Here is a 26,128-nt window from a genome sequence, read left to right on the forward strand (position 1 = left end):
CGCGCCGGCTCAGAGTTCGACGATGCTCTTGAAGCCGCCGAAGATCATCCGCTTCGCATCGAATGGCATGGTCTTCGGGTCCATCGACGCGATGCGCGGGTCGGCCATCACCTTGGCGTTCACCGTGTCGCGGTGCTTGCGCGACTTGTAGGTGATCCACGAGAAGGCCACCGTCTCGTCGGCCTTCTGCTTCACGCTCTGCGGAAACGAGGTGAGCTTGCCGGGCTTCACGTCGTCGGCGATGCATTCCACGTATTCGAGTGCGCCGTATTCCATCCACACCTTGCCGGCCTTGCGCGCCAGCTTGCGGTAGGCCTCCACGTTGGCGGTGGGAACGGCGACGATGAATCCGTCTACATAGCGGGCCATGGTGGTTCTCCTGAACAAGGCGTGGAAACGTTGAAGAAAGAAGACCGGCACCAGAGGCGCGAGCGGCGCTTGCATCGCGCTTGCCTCACGATGCCGCCGTGCCACGGGTCGCGGCTTTTTCGTTGTCGTTCTGCGTCGGCCCCGGCACGGCGGAGCGAAGCAGCAAGACCCCGATGAGGCCCGCCGCCGCCGCGAACACGGCGCCGACCAGAAACGCCAGGTTGTAGCCGCCGGTGAGCGCCAGTGGCAGTTGCGCGCCGGCCGCTTCCATCGACGCGGTGCGCGCCGCCGCGGCACTGGCCAGCACGGCCAGGCCGAGCGCGCCGCCCATCATGAAGGCGGTGTTCACCACGCCCGAGGCCAGGCCCGACTCCGCCGGGCTCACCTCGCTCATGGCGGCCAGCAGCATCGGGTTGAAGGCCATGCCCGCGCCCAGGCCGAGCAGCATCATGCCGGGCAGCACGTCGAGCACGAAGCTGCCGTCGACCGGCGCACGCGCGAACAGTGCCAGGCCGATGGCCGCGAGCCACAGCCCCGCGGCCAGCGGCTTGCGGATGCCGAAGCGCATCACGATGCGGGCGGACAGGCCCAGCGAGAACACCGCCATGATCACGTTGGCCGGCAGGAAGGCCAGGCCGATCTGCATCGGCGTGTAGTTCAGCACCAGCTGCATGTACAGCGCCGAGATGAAGAACCACGCGAACATGGCCGCGGCCCACAGCACGCCCACCACGTTGGCCACCGCCACGCTGCGCAGGCGGAACAGGCCCAGCGGCATCAGCGGATGCCGCACGCGCGACTCGATGGCGATGAACGCGGCCAGCAGCACCACGGCCGCGCCGAGCAGGCCCAGCGTCTGCGCGGAGCCCCAGCCGGCCTCGTTGCCGTTGACCACGCCGTACACCGCGAGCATCAGCGACAGCGTGACCGTGACCGCGCCGGCCACGTCGAGTTTCTCGCCGTGTGCGTGGCCGCGCGCGCCGGGCAGCAGCGCCACGCACAGCGCGTACACCGCCACGCCGATGGGCAGGTTCACCAGAAAGATCCAGTGCCAGCTCAGCGTGCTCGTGAGCAGCCCGCCCAGCAGCACGCCGATGCTGCCGCCGCCCGCGCACACGAAGCCGTACACGCCCATGGCCTTGGCGCGGTCGGCCGGCTCGGTGAACAGATTCATGATGAGCGAGAGCGACACGGCCGACACCACCGCGCCGCCCAGGCCCTGCACCGCGCGCGCCGCCACCAGCAGGCCCTGCGAGGTCGACACCCCGCAGGCCAGCGAAGCCAGCGTGAACAGCACCAGGCCCGCGAGGAACACGCGCCGGTGACCGTAGAGGTCGCCCAGGCGCCCGCCCAGCAGCAGGAAGCCGCCGAAGGTCAGCATGTAGGCGTTCACCACCCACACCAGCGAGGTCTCGCTGAAGCCCAGGTCGGTGCGGATGGAGGGCAGCGCCACGTTCACGATGGTGGTGTCGAGCACGATCATCAGGACGCCCAGGCACAGCACCATCAGGGCGAGCCAGCGCTTGCGGTTGTCGGGTTGCGCAGTCATGGGGGGTGGGTTCCTTGCGTGCGGTTGGTCAGCCCGGCTGCGCCACCACCAGCAGCCAGCCCAGGCCGAAGCGGTCGTTCAGCATGCCGAAGCTGGAGGTGAAGAAGGTGGGCATCAGCGGCTGCAGCACCTGGCCGCCGTCGGCCAGTGCGTCGAACCACTGGCGCGCCTCGGCGTCGGTGGCGGCGGTGAGCGCGAGCATCACGCCCTTGAACTCGGCCTGTCCCGAGCAGCGGCCGTCGGAGGCCATGAGCTCGGTCTCGCCGATGCGCACCACCGCGTGCATCACCTTGTCGCCGGCGGGCATGGCGCCGCCGCAGCTGGCGTCGGCGTTGTCCGAAGGCGGGGACGATGTGGCGGGGGGTGCCTCGCTGTAGCGCATCAGCTGCACGACCTCGGCGCCGAGCGCCTTCTTGTAGAAGCCGAGCGCTTCGTCGCAGCGGCCTTCGAACGAGAGGTAGGACTGGACTTTCATGGCAATTCCTTTGAACGGGTGAGGGTGCGTCTGAACGCCCCGGTGTCAGGCGCTGCAAACGATGGGACTACATTGTGTACACCGTACACAAAGATTAACAGGGACAATGGACAGTGTCCACATGGAATTTCGATGAAGCTCAACAACGTCCCTGAAAGCCTGCCTGCCGCCCGCAGCACCTACCGCCACGGTGACCTGCGCCGGGCCTTGCTGGATGCGGGCATCGAGCTGGCGCGCGACGGGGGCCCCGACGCAGTGGTGCTGCGCGAAGCCACGCGGCGCGTGGGTGTGGTGCCGAACGCGGCGTACCGGCATTTCGGCAGCCGGCACGAGTTGCTGCTGGCCGTGCGCGGGGCGGCCCTGGCCGCGGCGGCGGGCGCAATGGAAAAGGAACTGGCCGCGCTGCCCTGCGACCAGCCGCCCGCCGACTTCGCGCGCGCGCAGGTGCGCGCCATCGGCGCCGCCTACCTGGGGTTCGCGCAGGCCGAACCGGGCCTGTTTCGCACCGCGTTCGTGATTTCCGACGAAGGCCGCGGCGACATCGGCCCGGCCAAGGCCGGCGCGAGCGGGATGGACCCGTTCCAGCTGCTGGGCAAGGCGATCGACCGGCTCGTGGATGCGGGCGTGCTCGACCCGGCACGGCGCCCGAACGCCGAGTACCTGGCGTGGTCGGCGGTGCACGGGCTGGCGTTGCTCATCATCGACGGGCCGCTGCGCGGCATGGGCGCCGAGGTGATCCAGCCGCTGGGCCAGCGCCTCATCGACATGGTCGAGCGCGGGCTCTAGCCATCAGGCCCGCAGCAAGCCGGGCCTAGAGATACATCTTCTGCAGCAGCTTGATCAGCGTCTCGCGCTCGCGCGCGCTGAGCCTGGCGCTGGCTTCGGCTTCGAGCTGCACCACGGCCTGCTCGGCCTCGCGGATCAGGGTTTCGCCGGCCGGCGTGAGGTGCAGGCCCACGGCGCGCCCGTCGTGCGGATGCGGCCGGCGCTCGATGAGGCCTCGGCTGTCCAGCGTGGCCACCAGGCTCACGAGGTTGGGCGGCAGGATGTCCAGCGTGTTGCACAGCTGGCGCGACGTGGCGCCCGGGTTGTGCGCAAGCAGCGAGAGCACGGAAAAGTCGATCTGCTTGAGGCCGTAGGGCGCCATGCGCTCCGCGAACAGGTCGGTGACGATCAGCCATGCGCGGCGGGCGTTGTAGCCCACCAGGGTTTCGAGCATGCGCGCGTCGAGCCGGTCCGGCTTGCCTTGCGAGGCCATGCTCAGCTCGCCTTTTGCGGGAACGGATTTCGGGGAAGACGCCATGGCCCGAGCGTAACCGCGCGGATCGACCCCGACGTCCGGCCCGCCGCCCGACGGCTATTGCGCGACACCGGGGCGCTCCCCCACCTGCTGTGCCGAATGCGTGAGCGCCACCGCCTCGCAGGCCTTCTTGACGATGCCCAGGCGCATCTCGAACTCGGGCAGCACCCAGCGGCGGAAGGCAGCGGCCGAGCGGGCCTTGCCGGCGTCCTGCGGCGCCACCGCCTCGATGCGCGCCCAGGCCCACGCCATCATCGTGAGCATCGTCACGCGCAGGTAGTCGTCGGCCACTTCATACGGCAGCACCGGGTTGGCATGCGCGGCCATGGCCACGGTGGTGCCCAGGTAGCGCAGCTGCGCCAGCCGGCGCTGCACGTCGGCGTCGGCCTCGCGCGAGGCGTCGAGCGTGTCGCGCAGCTCCAGCAGCACGCCCGACATGCCCGCGCCGGCGTCAGGCAGCACCTTGCGCACCAGCAGGTCGATGGCCTGGATCTCGTTGGTGCCCTCGTAGATCATTGTCACGCGCGCGTCCCGCACGACCTGCTCGATGCCCCACTCGCGCACGTAGCCGTGCCCGCCGAACACCTGCAGGCATTCGCTCGCGCCCTGGAAGGCCTGCTGCGTGCACGCGGCCTTGAGCACCGGCGTGACGAACGAACACCAGCGCTGCGCGCGCTCGCGCGCCTTGGGGTCGGCGTCGTGCGCGGCCACGTCGAGCATCAGCGCGCTGCGGTAGGCCAGCGTGCGCGCGCCGTCGATCCAGGCGCGCTGCGTGTCGAGGATGCGGCGCACGGCCGGGTGCTCTGCGATGAGGTCGGCGCTCTCGCTGCCGCGGCTCGCGGGCACAGGGCCGGGCGCGCGCATCTGGCGGCGTTCGGCGGCATAGGCGTCGGCCTTCTGCCAGGCGGCGTCGAGCAGGCCGATGCCCTGCAGCGCCACATGCAGGCGCGCCGAGTTCATCATCACGAACATAGCGGCCAGCCCGCGGCCGGGCTCGCCGACCAGCCAGCCGGTGGCGTCGTCGAAACGCAGCGTGCAGGTGGGGCTGCCGTGCAGGCCCATCTTCTCCTCGATGCGCTCGCAGTGCACCGCGTTGCGCGCGCCGTCGGGCAACAGCTTGGGCACGAGCACCAGCGACAGGCCCTTGGGGCCGGCGGGCGCATCGGGCAAGCGGCACAGCACGAGGTGCACGATGTTGGGCGTCAGGTCGTGCTCGCCGCCGGAGATGAAGATCTTGCCGCCATTCACGCGCAGGCTGCCGTCGGCTTGCCCCATCTGCGGTGTGGCGCGCGTGCGCACCTGGCCCAGGTCGCTGCCCGCGTGCGCCTCGGTGAGGCACATGGTCGCGAGCCATTCGCCGCTTGCGATCTTTGGCAGATAGCGTGTTTTCAGTTCTTCGCTGCCGTGGTGCTTGAGGCAGGCGTAGGCGCCATGCAGCAGGCCGGGCGCCATCGTGAAGCCGTGGTTCGCGGCACCGAGCCATTCGTAGAGCACGGCTTCGAGCACCGCCGGCAGGCCCTGGCCGCCGTCTTGCGTGGCGGCGGAGAGCGCGGGCCAGCCGCCGTCGACGAAGGCCCGGTAGGCCTCGCAGAATCCGGGCGGCGACATCACTTCGCCATCGGCAAAGCGGCAGCCGATTTCATCGCCGCCGCGGTTGATCGGCGCCACCACTTCGCCGACGAAGCGGCCGGCCTCTTCGAGCACCTGCGACTGCAGCGCCTCGTCGACCTCGGCGAAGGGCGCGAGCGCACGCAGGCGCGCGGGCGCGTCGAGCACGGCATTCAGCAAAAAACGGATGTCGTCGGGGCGGGGCTGGTAGTCCATCGGGGGCTCGGGTTCGGCACGGGTTCGGAAAAAAACTAGGGGGCCTTGCAGACGAAGCTGCCGGCGCGCTCGGTGTCGCCGCCGGCGTAGGTGGCGACTTGCGGGTAGGGGCACAGCGGCCGCGTGCGTTGCGCCGACCAGCTGGCCGGCACTTCGGCATTGGGCACCGGCGTGCCCGCGCCGCGCGCGGAAGCAGTGACGGACGCAGGCGCCTTGCCTTGCTCGACCCAGTCGACCAGCGCGCTCAGCATGTCGAACTGGTCGGTGGCCGGGCCGCCCGCGCAGTGGTTCATGCCGGGCACGGGGAAGTAGCGCGCGAACGAAGACGCGTCGCCCCCGTTCGCGGCCTGCACGCGCTCGTACCAGGCGGCCGTGTCGTCGGACGAGAACACCGGATCGCTGGTGCCGTGGTAGACGATCATGCGGCCGCCCTTGTCGCGCAGCGCGCCCAGGTCGGCGGCGGCTGGCGGCGTCATGAACGACAGCGCCGATTCGCGGAACACGCCGTCGGTGGCCGCGATGCGCGGTGCGTCGCGGTCCATGTCGAAGCCCAGCGCGAAGGGCAGGCCCTGCGCGCGGTCGGCCAGCGGCGGCGTGCTGAAGATGAAGGCCACGGCGCCCGCGTCACGCGTTTGCGGGCTCGCGAACTTCCACTCGCGCCAGTTGGCGCCGCTCACGCCCGCGTCGAACGGAAAGCTGCTGTACACGGGCTGGCCCGCGCTGTTGCGCGCGCCCTTGAACACGTTGGCCAGCGCATTCTTCTGCGGTGCGCTCAGGCACGTGCCGTCGCGTGCACCCGCTGCGCCTGCTGCGCACGTGGGCACGGCGGTCTGGATGTCGAAGCGCGTCTTGCAGGCCTGCACGTTCGACACGATGCCGTCGGCCAGGCCGTCGAGCGCGTCGCAGCGCTGCAGCACCCGGTCGGCCACCAGCTTCATCTCGGCGGGCGTGAAGGCGCTCTGCAGGTCGGGCTCGCCCGTGGGTGTCTTCGCACGCGCAACGGCCGCGTACTGCTGCGCGCCGTAGAGCTGCGCGACCGCCGCCTTCGGCAGGTTGAAGCCGGGGTCGCCCGCGAGGATGCCGTCGTACAGGTCTGCCGATCGCACCGCCGCCACCATCGCGTGCCGCCCGCCGTTGGAGCAGCCGCCGAAGTAGGAGCGGTCGGGGCCGCGGCCGTAGGCCTTGGCGATGAGGTTCTTCGCCATCGGCGTGAGCTGCGCGACGGCGTTGTAGCCGTAGTCGAGCCGCGCCTGCGGGTCGAGCCCGAAGCGCGGGCCCATCGCGCCGGCATGCCCCGCGTCGGCGCTGATGACCGCAAAGCCCATCTGCAGCGCGCTGCTGCGCGGGCCGCCACCGCCGATGCCGCCGAGCGCGGGAACGACCACGCCGTCGAGCCCGCCGTTGGCCTGGTAGAAGAAGCGCCCGTTCCATGCGGCGGGCAGCCGCATCTCGAAGCCGATGGCGTAGCGCTGGTTGTCGACGGGGCTCGTGCGTTCGTTCATGCGGCCCTGCACCAGGCAGTGCGCGGGCGCGGCCATGGTCATGCCGCCGACCGTGACGGTGCCGGCCGGCACATCGGTGACCGAGGTGTAGACGGTGCCCGGCAGCGCGGCGCGGGCGGCCAGGTCGGTGCAGGCCTGCAGCGTGCCGGGGCGTGCGGCGGCCAGCGGCGCATGCGGCGCGGGCACACGGCTGGCGCATGCCGCGAGCAATGCGGCGACGCCGAGCGCGGTCGCGCACAGGCCGAGGGGAAGGTGGCGGTGCAGTGTCATGTCGTCTCCTTGCCGCCGATGGCCGCGGCGTTCTTTGTTGTCAGGCCGCCTTCCTGGCGGTGCCCAGGTAGGTGTCGATCACGCGCGGGTCGACGGCCAGCTTCTTCGCTTCGCCCTCGAGGCTCACGCTGCCCATTTCGAGCACGTAGCCGTGGTCGGCCACTTCGAGCGCGGCGCGCGCGTTCTGCTCCACCAGCAGGATGGTCACGCCCGTGGCGCGCAGCGCATCGACCGTGCGAAAAATCTCCTGCACCACCAGCGGCGCCAGGCCCAGGCTTGGTTCGTCGAGCATCAGCAGCGTGGGGCGCGACATGAGCGCGCGGCCCACGGCCAGCATCTGCCGTTCGCCGCCCGAGAGCGTGCCGGCCAGTTGGGCGCGGCGTTCCTTCAGGCGGGGGAACAGCGAGTACACCTCGTCGATGCGGTCGCGCCACTGCTTGTTGCGCAGCCGCACCTGGCGGAAGGCGCCGAGCACCAGGTTGTCTTCCACCGGCATGGTGCCGAACAGCTCGCGCTTCTCGGGCACCAGTGCAATGCCGAGCATCACGCGTTCTTCGAGCGACAGCGCCGCAATCGGCTGGCCCTTGAATTCGATGACGCCCTTGGCGGGCAGCACGCCCATCAGCGCGTTGAGCAGCGTGGACTTGCCGGCGCCGTTCGGGCCGATCACGGTCACGACGCTGCCCTGGCCGGCCTCCAGGTCGATGCCGTGCAGCACCTCGGCGCGGCCGTAGCCGGCGTGCAGGTCGCGGATGCGGAGCAAAGGTGTTGTCGTCATGTCAATGTTCCGTGCCCAGGTACGCGGCGCGCACCTTGTCGCTCTGCTGCACTTCGGCCGGCGTGCCCTCCATCAGGTGCGTGCCGAACTCCATCACCACGATGTGGTCGCAGATGTCCATCACCAGCCCCATGTCGTGCTCGACCAGCAGAACGCTCATGCCTTCGCCGCTCAGTTGGCGAAGCACCTGGCCCAGCGCTTCCTTTTCCTTGTGGCGCAGGCCGGCCGCGGGCTCGTCGAGCAGCAGCAGGGCCGGGTCGGCGCACAGCGCGCGCGCAATCTCCAGCAGGCGCTGCTGGCCCATGGCCAGGTTGCCCGCCAACTCGTGCAGGTGGTCGCCCATGCCCACGCGCTGCAGCTGGCGCTCGGCCTCGCGGAACAATGCGCGCTCTTCCGCGCGGTCGATGCGCAGCATCGCGGCGATGGCGCCCTTGCGCCCGCGCAGGTGCGCGCCCAGCGCCACGTTTTCCAGCACCGTCATGTCGGCCACCATCTTCACGTGCTGGAAGGTGCGCGACACGCCGCGCTGCGCGATCTGCCGCGCGCCCAGCCCGCCGATGGCTTCGCCCCGGAAGCGCACCGCGCCGCCCGACAGGGCCAGCACGCCGGTCACCAGGTTGAAGGTGGTCGACTTGCCCGCGCCGTTCGGCCCGATGAGGCCGACGATCTGGCCGGCGCGCGTTTGAAAGCTGATGTCGTTCACCGCCACCAGCCCGCCGAAGGTCTTGCGGATGGCCTGCACGTCGAGCACCACCTCGCCGGTGGCCGGCTTGGTGCGCGCGGGCAGGTCCTTGGCGCCTTGCCAGTCGACGCTGCGGCGCGGTCGCGGCAGGCGCCGGTCGACGAAGGCCCAGAGCCCGTCGGGCAGGTACTTGAGCACCAGCACGATCATGATGCCGAACACGATCAGCTCGTAGCTGCCGGCCGTGCCGATGAGCCGGGGCAGCAGCACCTGCAGCTGGTCTTCGAGCAGCTTGACGATGCCCGCGCCGGCAATGGCGCCCCACACATGGGCCGCGCCGCCGAGCACCGCCATGAAGAGGTATTCGATGCCCATCTTCAGCCCGAAGGGCGAGGGGTTCACCGTGCGCTGGAAGTGCGCGAACAGCCAGCCCGAGACCGAGGCGAGCATGGCCGCCAGCACGAAGATGCCGATCTTGAAGCGCAGCGTGTTCACGCCCATGGCCTCGGCCATCTGCGAGCCGCCCGCCAGCGAGCGGATGGCGCGGCCGCTGCGCGAGTCGAGCAGGCGAATCACCGCGAACGCCGCCAGAATTGCGAAGGCCCACACCACGCCATAGAACAACCGCTGCTGGCCGAACTCGAAGCCGAACAGCGACAGCCCCTTCACGCCCAGGATGCCGTCGTACTTGCCCAGCGCGTCGAGGTTGCCCATGAGGTAGTACAGCGACAGCGCCCATGCAATGGTCGCCAGCGGCAGGTAGTGGCCCGACATGCGCAGCGTGATCGCGCCGATGAGCGCGGCGCTGAGGCCGGTCAACGCCAGCCCGATGAACAGCGTGACCCATGGTGACAGGCCCGTGTTCACCGTGAGGTAGGCGGTGGTGTACGCCCCGATGCCCACGAACGCCGCCTGCCCGAAGGAGGTGAGGCCGCCCACGCCGGTGAGCAGCACCAGGCCCAGCACCGGCAGCGTGTAGATGCCGATGTAGTTGAGCTGGATGATCCAGAAGTCGGGCAGCGGCAACAGCGGCAACGCGACCAGCACCAGGATCAGCGCGAGCGGGCCCCAGGTGCGCAGGGCGCTCTTGTCGGGCACGCGGGCCGAGGAAGGGTTCAGGAGCGCTTCCATGTCAATGCTCCTCGTCCGAATGGCCGCTGGTCAGCGAGCGCCACAGCAATACCGGCAGGATGATGGTGAACACGATCACTTCCTTGAACGAGCTGGCCCAGAACGAGCCGAACGCCTCGATGACGCCCACCGCCAAGGCACCGAGCAACGCACCCGGATAGCTCGCGAGCCCGCCGATCACGCCGGCGACGAAACCCTTCAGGCCGATGAGAAAACCCGAGTCGTAGAACACCGTGGTGGTCGGCCCGATCAGCAGACCCGACAGCGCGCCGATCAGCGCCGCCATCGCAAAAGTCAGTTGCCCCGCGGCCTGCGTCGAGATGCCCATGAGCCGCGCGCCCAGGCGGTTCACCGCCGTGGCGCGCAAGGCCTTGCCGTACAGGCTGCGCTCGAAGAACAGCCACAACAGCACGATCAACGCCGCCGACACGCCGAAGATGATCAGCGCCTGCCCGCTCACGTTGAGCGGACCGAGCGCCATGCGCTCGTCCCAGAACGGCGGGTTGCGAAAGCCCTCCGCGCCGAAGAACAGCAGGCCCAGGCCCGTCATCGCGAAGTGCACGCCGACCGAGACGATCAGCAGCACCAGCGAACTCGCGCCCGCCAGCGACTGGTAGGCCACGCGGTACACCAGCGGGCCGAAGGCCGTGACGATGAACACCGTGAGCAGCGCCTGCACGCCCAGCGGCAGGTTGCGCGGGCCGGCCCAGGCCGACGCCGCGCAGATGACCACCGGCGCCGCGAGCGTGCGCAGTGCCGCCTTCAGGCCGCTGGCCGCGCTGCCGCTGTGGCGCCAGGTGGTGACCAGGTCCATCAGCGCGGCCACGCCGGCCAGGATGAGCAGCAACCACACCGTGCCAGGCGTCTTGCCGGTCTGGAAGATCGCCAGCGTCAGCGCGCCGTACGCCACGAATTCGCCCTGCGGGATGAAGATGACGCGGGTCACCGTGAAGACGAGCACGATGCCCATGCCCAGCAGGGCATAGATCGCGCCATTGGTGAGGCCGTCCAGCGTCAGGATGCTGGCGATCGAGAAATCCATGGCTTGTGTCGGTTGCGGCTGCTGCGCGGATGGATTACTGCTCGACCTTGAACGCGCCGTTCACCACCTTGAGCATCACGCCGGTCTCGGTCGTGTAGCCCCAGTGGTCCTGCGCCGTCCAGTTGAGCACGCCGTGCGCGAGCACCGTGCGGCCCATGCCTTCGAAGGCGTCGCGCAGCGCGGCGCGGAACTCCGGCGTGCCGGGCTTGGCCTTCTTCAGCGCGACCGGCACGGCCTTTTCGAGCACCGTGAGCGCGTCGGCCGCGTGGCCGGCGAACTGGTTGCGCGAGCCGGCGCCATAGGCCTTTTCGTAGCCCTGCACGAAGGCCACGGCGGCCGCCTTCGACGGGTGGCTGTCGGGCAGTTGCTCGGCCACGGTGGCCGGGCCCGACACCACGAAGGTGCCTTCGGCGTCCTTGCCGGCGGTGCGCATCAGGTCCTGCGTGGCGGCGGCATGCGTCTGGTAGACCTTGCCCTTGAAGCCGCGCTCCATCACCGCCTTCTGCGGCATGCCCGCGCCGCTGCCCGAGGCCACGATCAGGATGGCATCGGGGTTGGCCGACGTGAGCTTGAGCACCTGGCCGGTCACGCTGGTGTCTGCGCGCGCGAAGCGCTCGGTGGCGACGATCTTGATGCCGTTCCTGGCGGCTTCGGCGGTGAGTGCCTTGAGCCACAGCTCGCCGTAGGCGTCGGTGTAGCCGAGGAAGCCGACCGTCTTCACGTTCTGCTTCTTCATGTGCGCGACCACCGCGAAGGCCATCACGTCGTTCGACTGCGGGAGGCGGAAGAACCACTTGTCCTTGCCCGGCGGCAGGCCGGCCGGGGCGGTCGACAGCTGCGGCGTGCCGGCTTCGGCCGTCACGTCGGCCATGGGAATGGCGACCGGCGTGGCGCTGGAGCCGACGATCAGGTCGACCTTGTCTTCGGTCACCAGGCGCTGCGCATCCTTCACGCCGGTGGTGGGGTCGGTGGCGTCGTCGAGCACCACCACCTTGAGGGCTTCGCCGGCGATGGTCTTGGGCCAGATGGCGATGCCGTTCTTCACCGGAATGCCCAGGCCCGAGGCCGGGCCGGTGAGCGGCTGCACCACGCCGATGGTGATGTCGGCATGGGCGGCGCCCATGGCAATGAGCGCCAGCACGGCGGCCAGGGCGGTCTTCTTGAAGGTCATCGTTGTCTCCTGATGTGGAAGCGGGAAGAAAGAAGGAAAGCTCAGCGCGGCGCCATGCGCAGCGCGCCGTCGATGCGGATGACTTCGCCGTTGAGGTGGCCGTTGGTCACGATGTGGCAGGCCAGCTCGGCGAATTCCGAAGGCTTGCCCAGGCGCGGCGGGAAGGGAATGGACGCGGCCAGCGAGTGCTGCACCGCCTCGGGCAGCTCCAGCAGCAGCGGCGTGGCGAACAGGCCCGGCGCCACGGTGCACACGCGGATGGCGTGCTGTGCCAGGTCGCGCGCCATCGGCAGCGTCATGCCGACCAGGCCCCCCTTCGATGCGCTGTAGGCCTGCTGGCCCACCTGGCCGTCGAAGGCTGCGACCGACGCGGTGAAGAGCATCACGCCCTTCTCGCCGTTGTCGAGCGCGGCCAGCCTGGCGCAGCGCGCCGCGAACAGGCGCGCCATGTTGTAGCCGCCGACGAGGTTGATGTTGACCACGCGCACGAAGTCTTCGAGCGGCGCGGGGTTGCCGTCCTTGCCGACGATGCGCTTGGCGCTGCCGATGCCGGCCACGTTCATCAGGATGCGCGCGGGGCCGTGCGCGGCCTCGGCCTTGTCGAGCGCGGCGTTCACGCTGTCGGTGTCGGTGATGTCGCAGACGCACGCCACGCCGCCGATGTCGGCAGCTACTTTCTCGGCGAGCGCGGCATTGCGGTCCAGCACGGCGACCTTGGCGCCCAGGCGCGCGAGTTCGCGCGCGGTGGCTTCGCCCAGGCCCGATGCGCCGCCGGTAACGAGGGCGGCTTGTCCTTCGATCTTCATGGTGTGTGGTCTCCTGGAATGTCTAGCGCGGTGTGAGGGTGAAGGGCAGGGTGCCGCCGTGCATCGCATCGGCCAGCGCGGCGCGGTGCTTGAGCACGGCGCGCTGGTTGATGGAGCCCTTGTCGGTCACCTCGCCCTTGTCGATGGAAGGCGGCTCGGCCATCAGGTGCAGCCGCGCGATGCGGTTGGCGCTGCCGGTGCCGGCGGCTGCCAGGTCGTTGGCGACCTGCTGGAAGTGCGCCTGCACCGCCGCGCTTTCGAGCACCTGCTGCATGGGGGCGTCGGCACCGAGGCCTGCAAGCTGGCGCACCTTCTGCGTCGTGAAGATCAGCGCGCCGACTTCCTTCAGGTTGATGCCGGTGAGCACCGCGTCCTGCACATAGGGCGCGCCGGCCGCGATGATCTTCGCGCGCAGCGGGCCCACGCTCACGAAGGTGCCGGTGGCCAGCTTGAAGTCTTCGGCGATGCGGCCGTCGAAGCGCAGGCCGCGGTGAATGTTGTCGTCGGCGATCCACTTCACGGCGTCGCCGGTGGAGAAGAAGCCTTCGTCGTCGAAGGCCTCGGCCGTGGCGTCGGGCGCGCGCCAGTAGCCCGGCGTGATGTTGGGGCCGCGGTAGCGCACCTCGGTCTTGCCGTCGACGTCGATCAGCTTCAGCTCGATGCCGGGCGCGGGCAGGCCCACGTCGCCCGACTTCACGTCGGGGCCGGTCACGTACAGCGCGAACGGGCCCGACTCGGTCATGCCCAGGCCGGTGCCCATGACGATGCGCTCGCCCACTTCCGATTCCTGCGTCTTGTGCAGGCTGTCCCACACGGGCTGCGAGAGCGCGGCGCCCGAGTAGAAGAACATCTTCACGCGCGACAGCAGGTTGCGGCGCAGCACGGCGTCGGTTTCCATCGCCTGCGCGATGGCCTCGAAGCCGGTGGGCACGTTGAAGTAGATGGTGGGCGCAATTTCGCGCAGGTTGCGCAGCGTCTCGGCCATGCCGCCGGGCGTGGGCTTGCCGTCGTCCACGTAGAGCGTGCCACCGTTGTCCAGCACGATGCCCACGTTGTGGTTGCCGCCGAAGGTGTGGTTCCAGGGCAGCCAGTCGACCAGCACCGGCGGCTCGTCGCCCAGGGCCGGAATCGACTGGCGCAACTGCTGCTGGTTGGCGCACCACATGCGGTGGGTGTTGATGACGGCCTTGGGCATCTTGGTGGAGCCCGAGGTGAAGAGAAACTTGGTGATGGTGTCGGGGCCGGTCGCGCGCATCGCGTCGTCGATGGCGGGCGTGGCGGGCGTGGCGGCCAGCGCGTCGAACGAGGTGACGGCGCGGCCTTCGAGCGTGCCGTCGGCGATCACGATTTCGGTGCCGGCCGGAACCACGGCGGCGATCGCGCGGCCGTAGCGCGCGGCGTCCGTGGCGAACACCAGGCCGGGGGTCAGTGTGTCGAAGACGTGGCGCAGCTTCTCGAAGTCCTGGCTCACGAGCGAGTAGGGCGGCGACACGGGGCAGTAGGGCACGCCGGCGTACAGGCAGCCGAGCGCGAGCAGCGCGTGCTCGATGCCGTTCTCGCTGAGGATGGCCACGGGGCGCTCGGCGTTCAGGCCCCGGTCCAGCAGGGCTTGTCCGATACCGCGCGCCTTGTGCAGTGCCTGCGCGTAGCTCACGCGGATCCAGTCGCCGGTGCTGCCGTCGGCCAGCCGTTCGCGGCGGGCGATGAAGGTGCGCTCGGGCTCGGTGTCGGCCCAGTGCTGCAGCCGGTCGGTCATGCGGTCGCGGTAGGCCTCGAGCTGCGTCTCGGCCTTCAGGTACTGCGTGCCCGGCGCGCCGTCGCGCAGCGTGGCGCGCGTGACGCCGAAGGCCAGCGGGCGGTATCGAACGGCGGTCATCCCTTGCTCACCTTGGCGCCGCGGCCTTCGAGGAAGTCGCGCACGCGCGCCTTGGCTTCGGGCGCGGCCTGCACGATGCCGGAGATGAGCGCCTCGGTGAAGAAGCCGTGGTCGGCCGACTGTTCGGCGATGCGCGGCAGGGCGTGCATCAGCGCGTAGTTGGTCAGCGGCGCGTTGGTGGCGATGCGCCTGGCGATCTCCAGGGCCTTGTCGAAGGCCGTGCCTTCGTCGACCAGGTACTGGGCAAAGTTGGCACGCTCGCCGTCCTCGGCGTTGTACACGCGCCCGGTCATCATCATGTCGGTCATGCGCGCCACGCCGATGAGCTTGGGAATGCGCACCGAGCCGCCGCCGCCCACGAAGATGCCGCGCGAGCCTTCGGGCAGCGCATAGAAGGTGCTTCGGTCGGCCACGCGGATGTGGCAGGCGCTGGCCAGCTCGAGCCCACCGCCCACCACCGCGCCGTGCAGCGCAGCCACCACCGGCACCGGGCCGTGCTGGAGCAGGTCGAGCGCGGCGTGCCACAGGCGCGAGTGCTGCATGCCCTGGCCGGCGTCGCGCTCCTTCAGTTCGCTCAGGTCGAGGCCGGCGCAGAAGTGCGGGCCCTCGCCGTCGAGCACCGCGGCGCGCACGGTGGACGGCAGCGTCTCGAAGGTGTTGCGCAGCGCGAGGATCAGCCCGTCGGACAGCGCGTTGCGCTTGGCACCGCGCGTGAGGCGAACAATGGCGACTTCGTCGCGGATCTCGATGTGAAGGTCTGGATTGGTCATGATGGTGTTCGGGGTTGCGTTGGATTATGGTTATGAGAAATAATCAATTCAAGGCACTTGAGGCCTCGATTCCCTAGGGCTTACCCGTACCGGAGACAACCACATGGACCATCAGAACCTGATTGCGATCGACATCCACACCCACGCCGAGGTGAGCTGCTGGAACCCGTTCGACAACTACGGCGAGGAGTACGACCGCGCCGCCGACAAGTACTTCGGCGCCAGCGGCCGGCCCACCATTGCCGAGAGCGTGGCGTACTACCGTGAAAGAAAGATCGGGCTGGTGATGTTCATGGTCGACGCGGAGTCGAACATGGGCCGCCGCCGCATCCCGAACGAGGAGATCGCGGAGCACGCAAAGAACAACAGCGACATGATGATCGCCTTCGCCAGCATCGATCCGCACAAGGGAAAGATGGGCGCGCGCGAGGCCCGCCGGCTCATCGAGCAGCACGGCGTGAAGGGCTTCAAGTTCCATCCCACGGTGCAGGGCTTTCACCCCTACGACAGGATGGCCTGGCCGATCTACGAGGTGATTGCCGAGTACGGCCTGCCGGCGATCTTTCATACCGGCCACAGCGGCATCGGCTCGGGCATGCGCTGCGGTGGCGGCCTGCGGCTGGAATACAGCAACCCGATGCACCTGGACGACGTGGCCATCGACTTTCCCGACATGCAGATCGTCATGGCCCACCCCAGCTTTCCCTGGCAGGACGAGGCGCTGAGCGTGGCCACGCACAAGCCCAACGTGTGGATCGACCTGTCGGGCTGGAGCCCGAAGTACTTTCCGAAGCAGTTGGTGCAGTACGCCAACACGCTGCTGAAGGACCGCATTTTGTTCGGCAGCGACTACCCGCTGATCACGCCCGACCGCTGGATGCGCGACTTCGAGGTGGCAGGCTTCAAGCCCGAGGTGATGCCGGGCATCCTGAAGGGCAACGCAGTGCGTTTGCTGAGGCTGGACGCGGCCGCTGCGCCGGCACCGGGCGCTTCAGCGGCTTGAGCCCGCGCGGCGCGCCGGGTCGGCCGCGTCGTTCCAGTGCTGTTCCCACAGGGCGTCGCCGCGTTGCAGCGCAGCGCCCAGTTCCTTCTTGCGGCGCTGCGCCACCGCGGTGATCAGTGCGTTGCAGACCGAGAGCGCCGCCGTGTAGGAGTCGAACGGCGAGGCGCTCGAGGTGCGCACCAGCAGCAGGTGGTCGGCAGATGCGGCGGCCGGGGCCGTCGGCCCGTCGGTCATCACGATGACCTTCGCGCCCTTCTCGCGGAAGTACTTCGCCGCGCGCACGATGGCCAGCGAGTGGCGCCTGAAGGTGGGCGTGAGCAGCACGTCGTGTTCGTCGATCCACAGCAACTGGTCTTCGAGCAGCAGCGGGCTCGCCGAGGTCATCGAGCGCACGTCGGGCAGGCACATGTTCAGGTGCAGGGCCAGGTGGTTGGCCAACTGCGCGCCGTGCCGCTGGCCCAGCACGTGCACGCGCACCTTGCGCTGCGTGAGCAGGCGCACCGCGCCTTCGAACGCGCCCACGTCGAGCGCGGCGAAGGTGGCCGCCAGGTTGTGCTGGTCGTGCAGCAGCGCGTTGTCCAGGCAGGTGCGGATGGAGGCGTCGTCGCCGATGACGGCGTCGGCGCGCGTGGCGGGCGAGGCCAGCAGCGCGGTGACTTCCAGGCGGGCTTCCAGCTGCGCCTGCGCATAGCTTTCGTAGCCCAGCTTGGCGAGCAACCGCACCACGGTGGAGGCGCTGGTGCCGACCTTCACTGCAAGGCCCGTTGCGGAGTCGAGCAGTCCCTGTGGATGCCGCGCCTGCAGTTCCGCGATCAGGCGCTGCTCGCTTTTGGTGAGCTTCTTGCCGTAGCCCGAGATGCGTTGGTTCAGATTCATGGTCGCGGGCATTCTGCATGCCGAGGGAAGCCAGCCCCAATTTTGCAATACTCATTGCAAAAATGAAATCGTCTTGCAACAATGCGCGCACTTTTAAACCCGACCCACCGCATCAGGACGCCCCATGAATTCCAACTTCACCGTTCCCGCCCTGCGCCGCCGCACGCTGCTCGGCGCCGGTCTTGCCGCCCTGGCGCCGCTGGCGCCGCTGGCGGCGCGGGCCGACGCCTGGCCGTCGCGCCCTGTCACGCTGGTGGTGCCGTTCCCCGCGGGCGGCTCGGTGGACCTGATCGCGCGGCTGTATGCCGATCCGCTGTCGAAGGCACTGGGCACCGCGGTGGTCATCGACAACCGGGGCGGCGCGGGCGGCTCCATCGCCAGCGCGCAGGTGTCGCGCGCCAAGCCCGACGGCTACACGCTGGTGGTGTCCTCGCAGAGCTCGCACCTGGCCAACCCGCTCACGCAGGCCAACCCGGGCTACGACCCGATCAAGGACTTTGCGTCCATCAGCCAGCTGGCGCGCTCCATCAACGTGCTGTTGGTCAACCCCGCCGTGCCGGCCAGGACTTTCAAGGAGTTCGTCGCGCTGGTGAAGTCTCGCCCGGGCCAACTCAACTTCTGCAGCGCGGGGCCGGGCAGCATGGGCCAGCTCAACGTGGAACTGATGAAGTCGCAGCTGCAGCTCGATGCCACGCACGTGCCCTACCGCGGCGGCGGTCCGCTGGTGACCGCGCTGATCGCCAACGAAGTGCAGTTCGGGCTGGACAACCTCGCGCCCTTCCTGCCGCACATCCAGGCCGGCAAGCTGCGCGCGCTGGCCGTGGCGTCGCCCACGCGTGTCGCGGCGCTGCCCGACGTGCCGACCTTCGCCGAGCTGGGCTACCCGGTGCTGAACACCACTTCGTGGATCGGCCTGGCCGCGCCCGCGAAGACGCCGCCCGAGGTCATTGCCGCGCTGCACAAGGCGGTGCGTTCGGTGGCCGACCAGCCGGCCATGGCCGAGGCGCTGCTGTCGCGCGGCTCGCTCACGCCCGAGGTGCAGACGCCCGCGCAGTTCACGGCCATGATGCAAGAGCGGCTCGTGGTCTACGGCGAGATGGTCCGGCGCGCCGGCATCCGGGGCGAGTGACGCCATGACCGACACATCGTTCGCCCCCGACACCGCGCCGCTGGAGGTGCTGCCGCGCGACATCTCGGCCTACCGGCAAGGCAACACCGGCATCGACTACGTACACCGCTTCGCATCGGGTCGGCCCGGGCCGCACGTGCTGGTGAATGCACTGACGCACGGCAACGAGATCTGCGGCATGGTCGCGGCCACCCACCTGCTGGACGCGGGCGTGCGCCCGAAGATCGGCACGCTCACCGTGAGCTTCGCGAACGTCGAGGCCTACGAGGCCTTCGACATCGAGCGGCCCTACGAGAACCGCCAGCTGGTGCACAACCTCAACCGCATCTGGTCGAAAGCTATGCTCGACGGCGCGGAGCAAAGCCCCGAGCTGTGCCGCGCACGCGAACTGCGGCCGGTGCTGGACGCGGCCGACTACGTGCTGGACATCCACTCGACGCGCGCGCCGGTGCAGCCTTTCTGGGTGTACCCGGAGTTCGAGCGCAACGCGGGGCTGGCGCTGGCCATCGGCAACCCGCTGGTGCACCTGGTGATGCCCTTGGGTGGCGCGCCCGGCACGGGCGTGACGGCCTACGGCCGGCATGGTGAAGCAGGCGTCGACGGCGGTGCGCTGGTGGTGGAATGCGGCCAGCATTTCAGCCAGTCGGCGGCCGACCTGGCCACCGACGTGACGCTGCGCTTTTTGGCGCACCTGGGGTTGGTCGACGCATTGCCGGGCGTACCGGCAAGGGCGCCCGCGCGCCGCTTCCGGCTGCTCGAAGTGCACATGGTCAAGACCGAGGGCTTTGCCTTCGCGCGGCCCGTGCTCGGTTTCGAGACCTTCCAGAAGGGCGAGCTGATCGCCGTCGATGCGGGCCAGGAAATTCGCTCGCCCTGCGACGACTGCACGATCTTCATGCCCACGCGCGCCGCGCTGGTCGGGCGCGAAGGCGTCTACCTGACGGTGGCTGTCTAGGCGCCGGCGCACGCGGGCGCGCGCCTGTCAGGGCTCGCGCTGCGCGGACGGCTCGTCTTCTTCCAGCCGATCCCAGTCGCGGCCCGAGCGCTTCTGGCGCTCCTCGCGTTCGCGCGCCATCTGCTCCTCGAACTGCTGGCGGCCTTCCTTGTTGGCCGCGATGAGCTTGGCGCGGTCCTTGTAGTGCGGATAGATCTCGTCGGTGAGCTTCAGGTTGCGCAGGCGAAAGCGCATGGCCGATTCGCGCGCCTCGTGCGCCGGCCAGTGCAGCGCCTCGAGCACCGAGCGGGCGCTGCGCAATGAGGACTCGAACACCTCGCGCTCGACATCGGTCACGCCGCGGTCGCGCAGCTGGAACAGGTGCGTCACGTTGCGTGCCCGCGCGATGATGCGGGCCTGCGGAAAGTTCTCGCGCACCAGGTCGACGATTTCGAGCGACTGCTCGATGTCGTCCACCGCCACCACGATGGCCTTGGCCGAGCCGGCGCCGGCGGTGCGCAGCAGATCGAGCCGCGTGGCGTCGCCGTAGAACACGCGAAAGCCGAACTGGCGCAGGCCTTCGACGGTGTCGGCGTCGTGGTCGAGCACGGTCACGCGCAGGCCCTGCGACATCAGCATGCGCCCGACGATCTGGCCGTAGCGGCCGAAGCCGCAGATGAGCACCTTGGCGTCCTGCTGCTCCGAGATTTCTTCCAGCTGCGGGCCGGTGTTGCGGCTGTAGCGCGGCAGCACGAACTTGTCGAGCAGCACCAGCAGCAGCGGCGACAGCAGCATCGACAGCGCCACGCCGCCGATCAGCAGCGAGGTGATTTCGGGCGGCAGCACGTCGGGGCCCGCCGCCTGGAACACCACGAAGGCGAACTCGCCGCCCTGCGCCAGCAGCAGCGTGAACACGGGGCGCTCCTGGTAGGCGATGCCCATGGCCTTGGCGAGCGAATAGATCACCACCAGCTTGACGGCCATGAAGCCGACCACCAGCGCGGCCATGATCCAGGGGCTGGCGATGAGCACGCCGAAGTCGATCGACATGCCCACGGCGATGAAGAACAGGCCCAGCAGCAGGCCCTTGAAAGGCTCGATGTCGGTCTCCAGCTCGCGCCGGTACTCGCTTTCCGCCAGCAGCACGCCGGCGAGAAAGGCGCCCAGCGCCATCGACAGGCCCACCAGCTGCATCAGCGCGGCGATGGCCACCACCAGCAGCAGTGCGGCGGCGGTGAAGATCTCGGGCGTGTTGCTGCGCGCGATCCAGCGCAGCACGGGGCGCAGCAGCAGCCGGCCGCCGAGGATGATGCCGCCGATCACGCCGAGGATCTTGGCGGCCTCCAGCGCGCGGTCCAGGCCGGTGACGGCTTGCTCGGCGGCGGTGGCGCCGGCCAGCAGCGGCAGCAGCGCCAGGATGGGGATCGCGGCCACGTCCTGGAACAGCAGGATCGAGAAGCCGGCCTGGCCGCCGGGCGTCTTCATCAGGTTGCGCTCGCCGAACACCTGCAGCGCGATGGCGGTGGACGACAGCGCCAGGCCCAGCGCCGCCACCAGCGCCACGCGCCATTCGGCGCCCACGGCATAGCCGGCGGCGAACAGCACGGCGGCGCAGCTCAGCACTTGCGCGGCGCCCCAGCCGAAGATGGGCCGGCGCAGGTTCCACAGGCGCTTGGGCTCCAGTTCGAGGCCGACCAGGAACAGCATCAGCACCACGCCGAACTCGGCGAAGTGCAGCACGTCCTCCACGCTGGACACGAGGCGCAGGCCCCAGGGACCGATGGCGATGCCCGCCACGAGGTAGCCGATGATGGAGCCGAGCCCGAGATACTTCGACAGCGGCACCACCAGCACGGCGGCGCCCAGGTAGATCAGGCTGCTGGTCAGCCAGGCGGGTGCGTGTTCCATGCTCAGGCCACCTTGTCGGTGGCCGCGGCGGACGCCACCGCCAGGCCGCGCGTCATGGCGGCGTGAAAGGCGCTGCCCGCCATCTTGCCGATGTCGTCCTCCGTCGGCCGGTCGCTCTCTGGCACGGGGCAGGCCACGCAGGCGTCGATCTCCTCGATCTCGGGCCACGCGGGATAGCTGCCCAGGCGCTGGGCGAAGGTTTCGATGTGCGCGGCGACCTCGGCTTCGGGCGCGCTGCGCGCGCCGTGGAACAGCAGCGGCGGCAGGAAGCGCATGCCGCACAGCGCGGCGGTCTGCTCGTAGGGCGGCAGGAAGGCGTCGAAAAAATAGCGGTGGTAGTTCTGCGGGTGGTAGCTGGCCTCGGGGCTGCCGGTGGTGGCGACCAGCCACAGGTCCTTGCCCTGCAGCGCGTTGCCGCCGGGGCCGTAGGCCCAGCCGTAGGCGAGCACGTCGTCGACCCAGAGCTTCTGCAGCGCGGGCATCGAATACCACTGGATCGGGTGCAGCAGCACCACCAGCCGGGCCTGGGCGAGGCGCGCCTGCTCGGCCTCGACGTCGATGGCGAAGTCGGGGTAGCTGCCGTAGAGGTCGTTCACGTCGACACCCGGCACGGCACGGGCGGCGGCCAGCATGCGGCGGTTGACGCGGGAGTCGCGCCAGTGCGGGTGGGCGGCGAGCACGTAGACGCCGCTGCTTTCCCCGGCAGGGTTTCCCATGGATGTTGTTGTAGGCATCCCGCGAACATAGCGCAGTCGCGGCGGCCCTGCCGGGCAAAAAGGGGCCCAGCCACTACCATGGAGCCCGTTCCCAGTTCTGGAGGAGAGCGCTATGCCGGTGGTTCTGGTCGCCAACCCCAAGGGTGGCGTAGGCAAGTCGACGATCGCAACGAACGTGGCGGGCTACTTCGCAAGCCGCGGCCACGCCGTGATGCTGGGCGACGTGGACCGACAGCAGTCTTCGCGGCTCTGGCTGGGGCTGCGCCCGCCGCAGGCCCGGCCCATCGCCACCTGGGAAGCCGCGGGCGACAGCACCGTGGTGCGGCCGCCGCGCGGCACCACGCACGCGGTGCTCGACACGCCGGCCGGCCTGCACGGCTGGCGCTTCAAGGAGGTGCTGGCGCTGGCCGACCGCGTGATCGTGCCGCTGCAGCCCAGCATCTTCGACATCTACGCCACGCGAGATTTTCTCGACCGGCTGCTGGAGAGCCGCCGCGCCGACAAGACGAAGATCGGCCTGGTCGGCATGCGCGTGAACGCGCGCACGCTGGCGGCCGACCGGCTGCACGAATTCATCGCGGGGCTGGGCGTGCCGGTGATCGGCGAGCTGCGCGACACGCAGAACTACGTGCAGCTCGCGGCCCGCGGGCTCACGGTGTTCGACATTGCGCCCGGCCGCGTGCAGCGCGACCTGGACCAGTGGCAGCCCGTTTGCAACTGGCTCGACGCCTGAAGATGCCCCGCGGTTTTCCCTGAGCCCGGTTGTCGCGAGCCCGACAGCCGGTCGAACGGGCCACGCGCCAGAATGCCCCGCATGACAAAAAAGACCTTCCAGACCCTTCAGGACCTCTCCGCTTGCGTCGGCCAGGAAGTCGCCGTGAGCGACTGGATCACCATCACGCAGGAGCAGGTGAACCAGTTCGCCGAAGCAACGGGCGACCACCAGTGGATCCACGTCGACGTGGAGCGGGCCAAGGCCGGCCCCTTCGGCGGGCCGATTGCCCACGGCTTCCTGACGCTGTCGCTGCTGCCGAAGTTCTTCGAGGTGGCGATCGAGGTGGTCGAGTCGCGCATGGGCGTGAACTACGGCATGAACCGGGTGCGCTTCATGTCGCCGGTGCCGGTGGGCAAGCGGCTGCGCGCACGCATGAAGCTGCTGAGCTCGGAGCCGATCGCCGACGACGGTTTCCAGATGACCTGGGAAACCACGATCGAGCTCGAAGGCGCCGCCAAGCCGGCCTGCGTGGCCGAGTCGGTGGCGCGCCGCTACCGCTGAAGCGCAGGGGAAGCGGCTTTCTTCCCTTACATCCGGCGGTCGGTCACTTCACCGTAGGTGGCCGCGCCCTGGCGCGTGATGCTCAATGCGCTCTGGCGCACGCTGCCGCGGTCGGTGCTGCCGTCGCGGGCCTGCAGCGCCCCGGTGCCGCCGTTGCTGACCTTGAAGGGCTGGCGCGCGTCGGCCTGCACCTGGGCGCGCGACAACGTCGACTGGAAGGGCTGGGGCGGCAGCGGGTTCTGTTCACCCTGGAAGGCCTGGGCGCCGCTGGCGAGGGCGAGCGTGGCGAAGGCGGCGAAGGCAATCGACTTGGCGTTCATGGGGAGACTCCTGTGGCAAAGCGTTGAAGGGACCGAATGCCGGTTCGCTTTGCGGCCGGCATGTCTTTCCATACGGCCCGCCTCGCCGATCGGATGCGCTTGTGCCGCCTCATGCAACGGCGAGCTTGTGTCCATTTGTCAGCCGAAGCCGTTTTGCCGCCAGGCTTCGAACACGGTGACCGCCACCGCGTTTGAGAGATTCAGGCTGCGCTGGCCTTCCCGCATCGGCAGGCGCAGCTTCTGCGGCTCGGCGAAACCGTCGCGTACCGCGGGCGGCAGGCCGCTGGTTTCGGAGCCGAACACCAGCCAGTCGCCGGGCTGGAAGCGCACGTCGTGCACGGCGCGTGTGCCGCGCGTGGTGAGGGCGAACATGCGCTCGGGCGCGGGCTGCTCGCCGGTGAGCAGGGCGGGCCAGTCGGCATGACGCTTCACTTCGGCGTACTCGTGGTAGTCGAGCCCGGCGCGGCGCAGCAGGCGGTCGTCCATCGAAAAGCCCAGCGGCTCGACGAGGTGCAGCGTGCAGCCGGTGTTGGCCGCCAGGCGGATGACGTTGCCGGTGTTCGGCGGAATCTCGGGGTGGACCAGAACGATATGGAACATGCGCCGATTGTCGGCGGGCCGCGCCGGCTGTTCAGCGCGGCGGGTCGGTGCGGGCCAGCACCACGGCCGTGATGTGCGCCGCGCCGGCCAGCCGCAGTGCCTCGGCCGCGGCGAACAGCGAGGCACCGCTGGTCATCACGTCGTCGACCAGCACGATGCGCTTGCCCCGCAGTTTGTCCGCGCGCAGCGGTTCGACCGCAAAGGCGCCCCTCAGGTTGAGCAGGCGCTCGGCGCGCGGCAGGCCGCTTTGGGCGGGGGTGTCGCGGGTGCGCAGCAACAAGGCGGGGTCGGCCTTGGCGGGCGACAGCCGCCGGGCGAGTTCGTGCGCCTGGTTGAAGCCGCGTTCGCGCAGCCGGGCGGGCGCCAGCGGCATCGGCAGGACGATGTCGCACCGTTCCAGCGCCGGCTCGACCCACGGCGCGCTGCGCAGCAGGGTGGCGAACGGCCCGGCCCAGCCGGCGTCGCCGCGGAACTTGAAGCCTGCGATGGCGTCGGGCCACGGCCACGCGTAGGTGCAGGCGGCGAGGCAGGCGTCCAGCGGCGGCGGGTGCTTCACGCAATCGCCGCAGCGGCTCACGCCTTCGGGCACCGGCAAGGCACAGCCGCCGCACCGCGCGGCGGGCGGGGCGAAGCGGGCCACGCAGGCGTCGCAGACCGGTCGGGAAGGCCAGGCGCGGCAGACCGCGCACTGGCTGGGCAGCCGGGCAAGCAGGGAGGTGAAAGGCCGTGAAGGCAATAAAGGCCACAGGGCCCGATGGCTGAGCATGTCTCAATATACTCACGGCCCCATGGCCACCGACCCCACAAGACGACCGCCGACCATCGATGCCGCGGCGGCCGCCCGATGGCGCCGGCTCGCGCCTGCCGAAGGCTCTCCCTGGCTGCACGAGGAAATCGGCCGCCGCATGGAAGACCGGCTGCAATGGATCAAGGCCCAGCCCCGCACCTGGGCCGACTGGGCGCCGCTGCGCGGCGGTCTCGAAGCCCACGAGCTGGTCGCCCGCCGCTACAAGGACGCTGCGTCGTTCGTCATCGAGCCGGAGCCCGCGCTGGCCGCCGTGACCGGCCAGGCGTTGAGCGCCCCGTGGTGGAGCGCGCGCCGCTGGCAGGGCGGCAAGGCGCGCTTCGACGCCACGCCCGAAGAAGGCGTCGACCTGCTCTGGGCCAACATGTCGCTGCACATGGCGGCCGACCCCGAGGCGCTGATCTCCCACTGGCACAAGCTGGTGGCGACCGACGGCTTCCTGATGTTCTCCTGCCTGGGCCCCGACACGGTGCGCGAACTGCGCGCGCTGCATGCCCGCCTGGGCTGGCCGGCCGCGGGCCACGAGTTCACCGACATGCACGACTGGGGCGACATGCTGGTGCACGCCGGCTTCGCCGAGCCGGTGATGGACATGGAGCGCATCGTGCTGACCTGGGCCACCCCCGAGGCGGCGCTGGCCGAGCTGCGCGGGCTCGGCCGCAACCTGCACCCGGCTCGCTTCGCGGGGCTGCGCGGCAAGGCCTGGCACGCGTCGCTGAAGAAGGCGCTGCCTGAACTCGCGCCGGCCGAAGATGGAAGCGAGGGGGCCGGGCGCATCGCGCTGACCTTCGAAGTCATCTACGGCCACGCGTTCAAGCCGGCGCCGCGCGTGTCGCTGGCGGCCGAAAGCGCGGTGTCGCTGCGCGAGATGCGCTCGATGCTGCAACGGGGTCGTCCCGGCGCCTGATCGCCTGCGGATCGCGCAGCAAAAACGCCTGTCGCACAGAGCGTTTTTTGCCTACTGGTAGTGACCCGTAGGCGTCCCACACGCCTCTCGGGCGCAGGTATCTACCCGC

At 69.7% G+C, this 26,128-nt stretch carries 26 protein-coding genes; 7 read left to right on the forward strand and 19 right to left on the reverse strand.

Translation table 11 applies throughout. The annotated features are described in order from the left end of the window. Positions 1 to 9: 9 nt before the first annotated feature. The 3 genes from ACSFA5_RS28160 to ACSFA5_RS28170 form a co-directional block, all read right to left on the reverse strand. The gene (locus tag ACSFA5_RS28160; RefSeq protein ID WP_237676000.1) at positions 10 to 369 is read right to left on the reverse strand and encodes a DUF1428 domain-containing protein; all 360 of its coding nucleotides are present in this window, start codon (positions 367 to 369) and stop codon (positions 10 to 12) included. 85 nt (positions 370 to 454) lie between these two features. Beyond that, entirely contained in the window at positions 455 to 1,918 is a 1,464-nt protein-coding gene (locus tag ACSFA5_RS28165; RefSeq protein WP_435447344.1) for a DHA2 family efflux MFS transporter permease subunit, read from the reverse strand. Between the two features lie 28 nt (positions 1,919 to 1,946). After that, complete coding sequence (locus ACSFA5_RS28170) at positions 1,947 to 2,393, reverse strand: VOC family protein (RefSeq protein WP_435447345.1); 447 nt, start codon at positions 2,391 to 2,393, stop codon at positions 1,947 to 1,949. Positions 2,394 to 2,525: 132 nt separating this feature from the next. Between ACSFA5_RS28170 and ACSFA5_RS28175 the strand changes: the two genes are divergently transcribed. Next, on the forward strand, positions 2,526 to 3,179 hold the full coding sequence (locus ACSFA5_RS28175) for a TetR/AcrR family transcriptional regulator (RefSeq protein WP_435447346.1): 654 nt from the start codon (positions 2,526 to 2,528) through the stop codon (positions 3,177 to 3,179). Positions 3,180 to 3,204: 25 nt separating this feature from the next. Here ACSFA5_RS28175 and ACSFA5_RS28180 read toward each other — a convergent pair whose 3' ends face one another. From ACSFA5_RS28180 to ACSFA5_RS28225, 10 genes are read right to left on the reverse strand one after another with little or no spacing between them, the layout of a single operon-like run. Further along, positions 3,205 to 3,696 (reverse strand): MarR family winged helix-turn-helix transcriptional regulator, encoded by a 492-nt coding sequence (locus ACSFA5_RS28180; protein ID WP_435447347.1) that lies wholly within the window; start codon positions 3,694 to 3,696, stop codon positions 3,205 to 3,207. A 54-nt stretch (positions 3,697 to 3,750) separates the two neighbouring features. After that, a complete protein-coding gene (locus ACSFA5_RS28185; RefSeq protein WP_435447348.1) occupies positions 3,751 to 5,517 on the reverse strand; it encodes an acyl-CoA dehydrogenase family protein in 1,767 nt (588 codons plus the stop codon). Between the two features lie 35 nt (positions 5,518 to 5,552). Next, the gene (locus ACSFA5_RS28190; protein ID WP_435447349.1) at positions 5,553 to 7,289 is read right to left on the reverse strand and encodes a tannase/feruloyl esterase family alpha/beta hydrolase; all 1,737 of its coding nucleotides are present in this window, start codon (positions 7,287 to 7,289) and stop codon (positions 5,553 to 5,555) included. 40 nt (positions 7,290 to 7,329) lie between these two features. Next, a complete protein-coding gene (locus ACSFA5_RS28195; protein ID WP_435447350.1) occupies positions 7,330 to 8,067 on the reverse strand; it encodes an ABC transporter ATP-binding protein in 738 nt (245 codons plus the stop codon). A gap of 1 nt (position 8,068) precedes the next feature. Continuing rightward, complete coding sequence (locus tag ACSFA5_RS28200; RefSeq protein ID WP_435447351.1) at positions 8,069 to 9,880, reverse strand: branched-chain amino acid ABC transporter ATP-binding protein/permease; 1,812 nt, start codon at positions 9,878 to 9,880, stop codon at positions 8,069 to 8,071. A 1-nt stretch (position 9,881) separates the two neighbouring features. Further along, a complete protein-coding gene (locus tag ACSFA5_RS28205; RefSeq protein WP_435447352.1) occupies positions 9,882 to 10,922 on the reverse strand; it encodes a branched-chain amino acid ABC transporter permease in 1,041 nt (346 codons plus the stop codon). A 34-nt stretch (positions 10,923 to 10,956) separates the two neighbouring features. Further along, entirely contained in the window at positions 10,957 to 12,093 is a 1,137-nt protein-coding gene (locus ACSFA5_RS28210; protein ID WP_435447353.1) for an ABC transporter substrate-binding protein, read from the reverse strand. 41 nt (positions 12,094 to 12,134) lie between these two features. Continuing rightward, positions 12,135 to 12,899: an SDR family NAD(P)-dependent oxidoreductase gene (locus tag ACSFA5_RS28215; protein WP_435447354.1), complete on the reverse strand. Its 765-nt coding sequence runs from the start codon at positions 12,897 to 12,899 to the stop codon at positions 12,135 to 12,137. Positions 12,900 to 12,921: 22 nt separating this feature from the next. Then, the gene (locus tag ACSFA5_RS28220; protein ID WP_435447355.1) at positions 12,922 to 14,775 is read right to left on the reverse strand and encodes a feruloyl-CoA synthase; all 1,854 of its coding nucleotides are present in this window, start codon (positions 14,773 to 14,775) and stop codon (positions 12,922 to 12,924) included. After that, a complete protein-coding gene (locus ACSFA5_RS28225; RefSeq protein WP_435447356.1) occupies positions 14,772 to 15,545 on the reverse strand; it encodes a crotonase/enoyl-CoA hydratase family protein in 774 nt (257 codons plus the stop codon). Before ACSFA5_RS28225 ends, ACSFA5_RS28220 begins: the two co-directional genes overlap by 4 nt. A gap of 103 nt (positions 15,546 to 15,648) precedes the next feature. Here ACSFA5_RS28225 and ACSFA5_RS28230 point away from each other — a divergent pair, with 103 nt between their 5' ends. Then, entirely contained in the window at positions 15,649 to 16,548 is a 900-nt protein-coding gene (locus ACSFA5_RS28230) for an amidohydrolase family protein (RefSeq protein WP_435447357.1), read from the forward strand. Here the strand turns inward: ACSFA5_RS28230 and ACSFA5_RS28235 are convergent. Continuing rightward, positions 16,537 to 17,424 carry a MurR/RpiR family transcriptional regulator gene (locus tag ACSFA5_RS28235; protein WP_435447358.1) on the reverse strand — a complete coding sequence of 296 codons (888 nt, stop codon included), beginning with the start codon at positions 17,422 to 17,424 and terminating at the stop codon, positions 16,537 to 16,539. The two genes, ACSFA5_RS28230 and ACSFA5_RS28235, sit on opposite strands and share 12 nt — an antisense overlap. A 124-nt stretch (positions 17,425 to 17,548) precedes the next feature. Between ACSFA5_RS28235 and ACSFA5_RS28240 the strand changes: the two genes are divergently transcribed. Together ACSFA5_RS28240 and ACSFA5_RS28245 are read left to right on the forward strand one after the other, a co-directional pair. Then, positions 17,549 to 18,553 (forward strand): Bug family tripartite tricarboxylate transporter substrate binding protein, encoded by a 1,005-nt coding sequence (locus ACSFA5_RS28240; RefSeq protein WP_435447359.1) that lies wholly within the window; start codon positions 17,549 to 17,551, stop codon positions 18,551 to 18,553. 4 nt (positions 18,554 to 18,557) lie between these two features. Continuing rightward, on the forward strand, positions 18,558 to 19,508 hold the full coding sequence (locus tag ACSFA5_RS28245) for a M14 family metallopeptidase (protein ID WP_435447360.1): 951 nt from the start codon (positions 18,558 to 18,560) through the stop codon (positions 19,506 to 19,508). Positions 19,509 to 19,535: 27 nt separating this feature from the next. Here the strand turns inward: ACSFA5_RS28245 and kefC are convergent, their stop codons facing one another. Next, positions 19,536 to 21,395: a glutathione-regulated potassium-efflux system protein KefC gene (gene kefC, locus ACSFA5_RS28250; RefSeq protein ID WP_435447361.1), complete on the reverse strand. Its 1,860-nt coding sequence runs from the start codon at positions 21,393 to 21,395 to the stop codon at positions 19,536 to 19,538. A 2-nt stretch (positions 21,396 to 21,397) separates the two neighbouring features. Further along, positions 21,398 to 22,129 carry a glutathione-regulated potassium-efflux system oxidoreductase KefF gene (gene kefF, locus ACSFA5_RS28255; RefSeq protein ID WP_435447362.1) on the reverse strand — a complete coding sequence of 244 codons (732 nt, stop codon included), beginning with the start codon at positions 22,127 to 22,129 and terminating at the stop codon, positions 21,398 to 21,400. A gap of 94 nt (positions 22,130 to 22,223) precedes the next feature. On the opposite strand from kefF, the gene ACSFA5_RS28260 reads away from it, so the two are divergent. Further along, positions 22,224 to 22,844, forward strand: coding sequence for a nucleotide-binding protein (locus tag ACSFA5_RS28260; RefSeq protein WP_435447363.1), 621 nt, complete (start codon positions 22,224 to 22,226; stop codon positions 22,842 to 22,844). A gap of 72 nt (positions 22,845 to 22,916) precedes the next feature. Continuing rightward, positions 22,917 to 23,387, forward strand: coding sequence for a MaoC family dehydratase (locus ACSFA5_RS28265; protein WP_435447364.1), 471 nt, complete (start codon positions 22,917 to 22,919; stop codon positions 23,385 to 23,387). Positions 23,388 to 23,413: 26 nt separating this feature from the next. On the opposite strand, the gene ACSFA5_RS28270 is transcribed toward ACSFA5_RS28265, so the two are convergent. The 3 genes from ACSFA5_RS28270 to ACSFA5_RS28280 form a co-directional block, all read right to left on the reverse strand. Beyond that, entirely contained in the window at positions 23,414 to 23,707 is a 294-nt protein-coding gene (locus ACSFA5_RS28270) for a DUF4148 domain-containing protein (protein WP_435447365.1), read from the reverse strand. 138 nt (positions 23,708 to 23,845) lie between these two features. Continuing rightward, positions 23,846 to 24,307 (reverse strand): tRNA (uridine(34)/cytosine(34)/5-carboxymethylaminomethyluridine(34)-2'-O)-methyltransferase TrmL, encoded by a 462-nt coding sequence (trmL, locus tag ACSFA5_RS28275; protein ID WP_435447366.1) that lies wholly within the window; start codon positions 24,305 to 24,307, stop codon positions 23,846 to 23,848. A 31-nt stretch (positions 24,308 to 24,338) separates the two neighbouring features. Continuing rightward, complete coding sequence (locus ACSFA5_RS28280; protein WP_435447367.1) at positions 24,339 to 25,073, reverse strand: phosphoribosyltransferase family protein; 735 nt, start codon at positions 25,071 to 25,073, stop codon at positions 24,339 to 24,341. Positions 25,074 to 25,095: 22 nt separating this feature from the next. Here ACSFA5_RS28280 and ACSFA5_RS28285 point away from each other — a divergent pair, with 22 nt between their 5' ends. After that, positions 25,096 to 26,019, forward strand: coding sequence for a biotin synthase (locus ACSFA5_RS28285; RefSeq protein WP_435447368.1), 924 nt, complete (start codon positions 25,096 to 25,098; stop codon positions 26,017 to 26,019). The last annotated feature ends 109 nt before the right edge of the window (positions 26,020 to 26,128 follow it).

Source organism: Variovorax monticola (genome assembly GCF_051216855.1).
Classification (GTDB): Bacteria; Pseudomonadota; Gammaproteobacteria; order Burkholderiales; family Burkholderiaceae_C; genus Variovorax.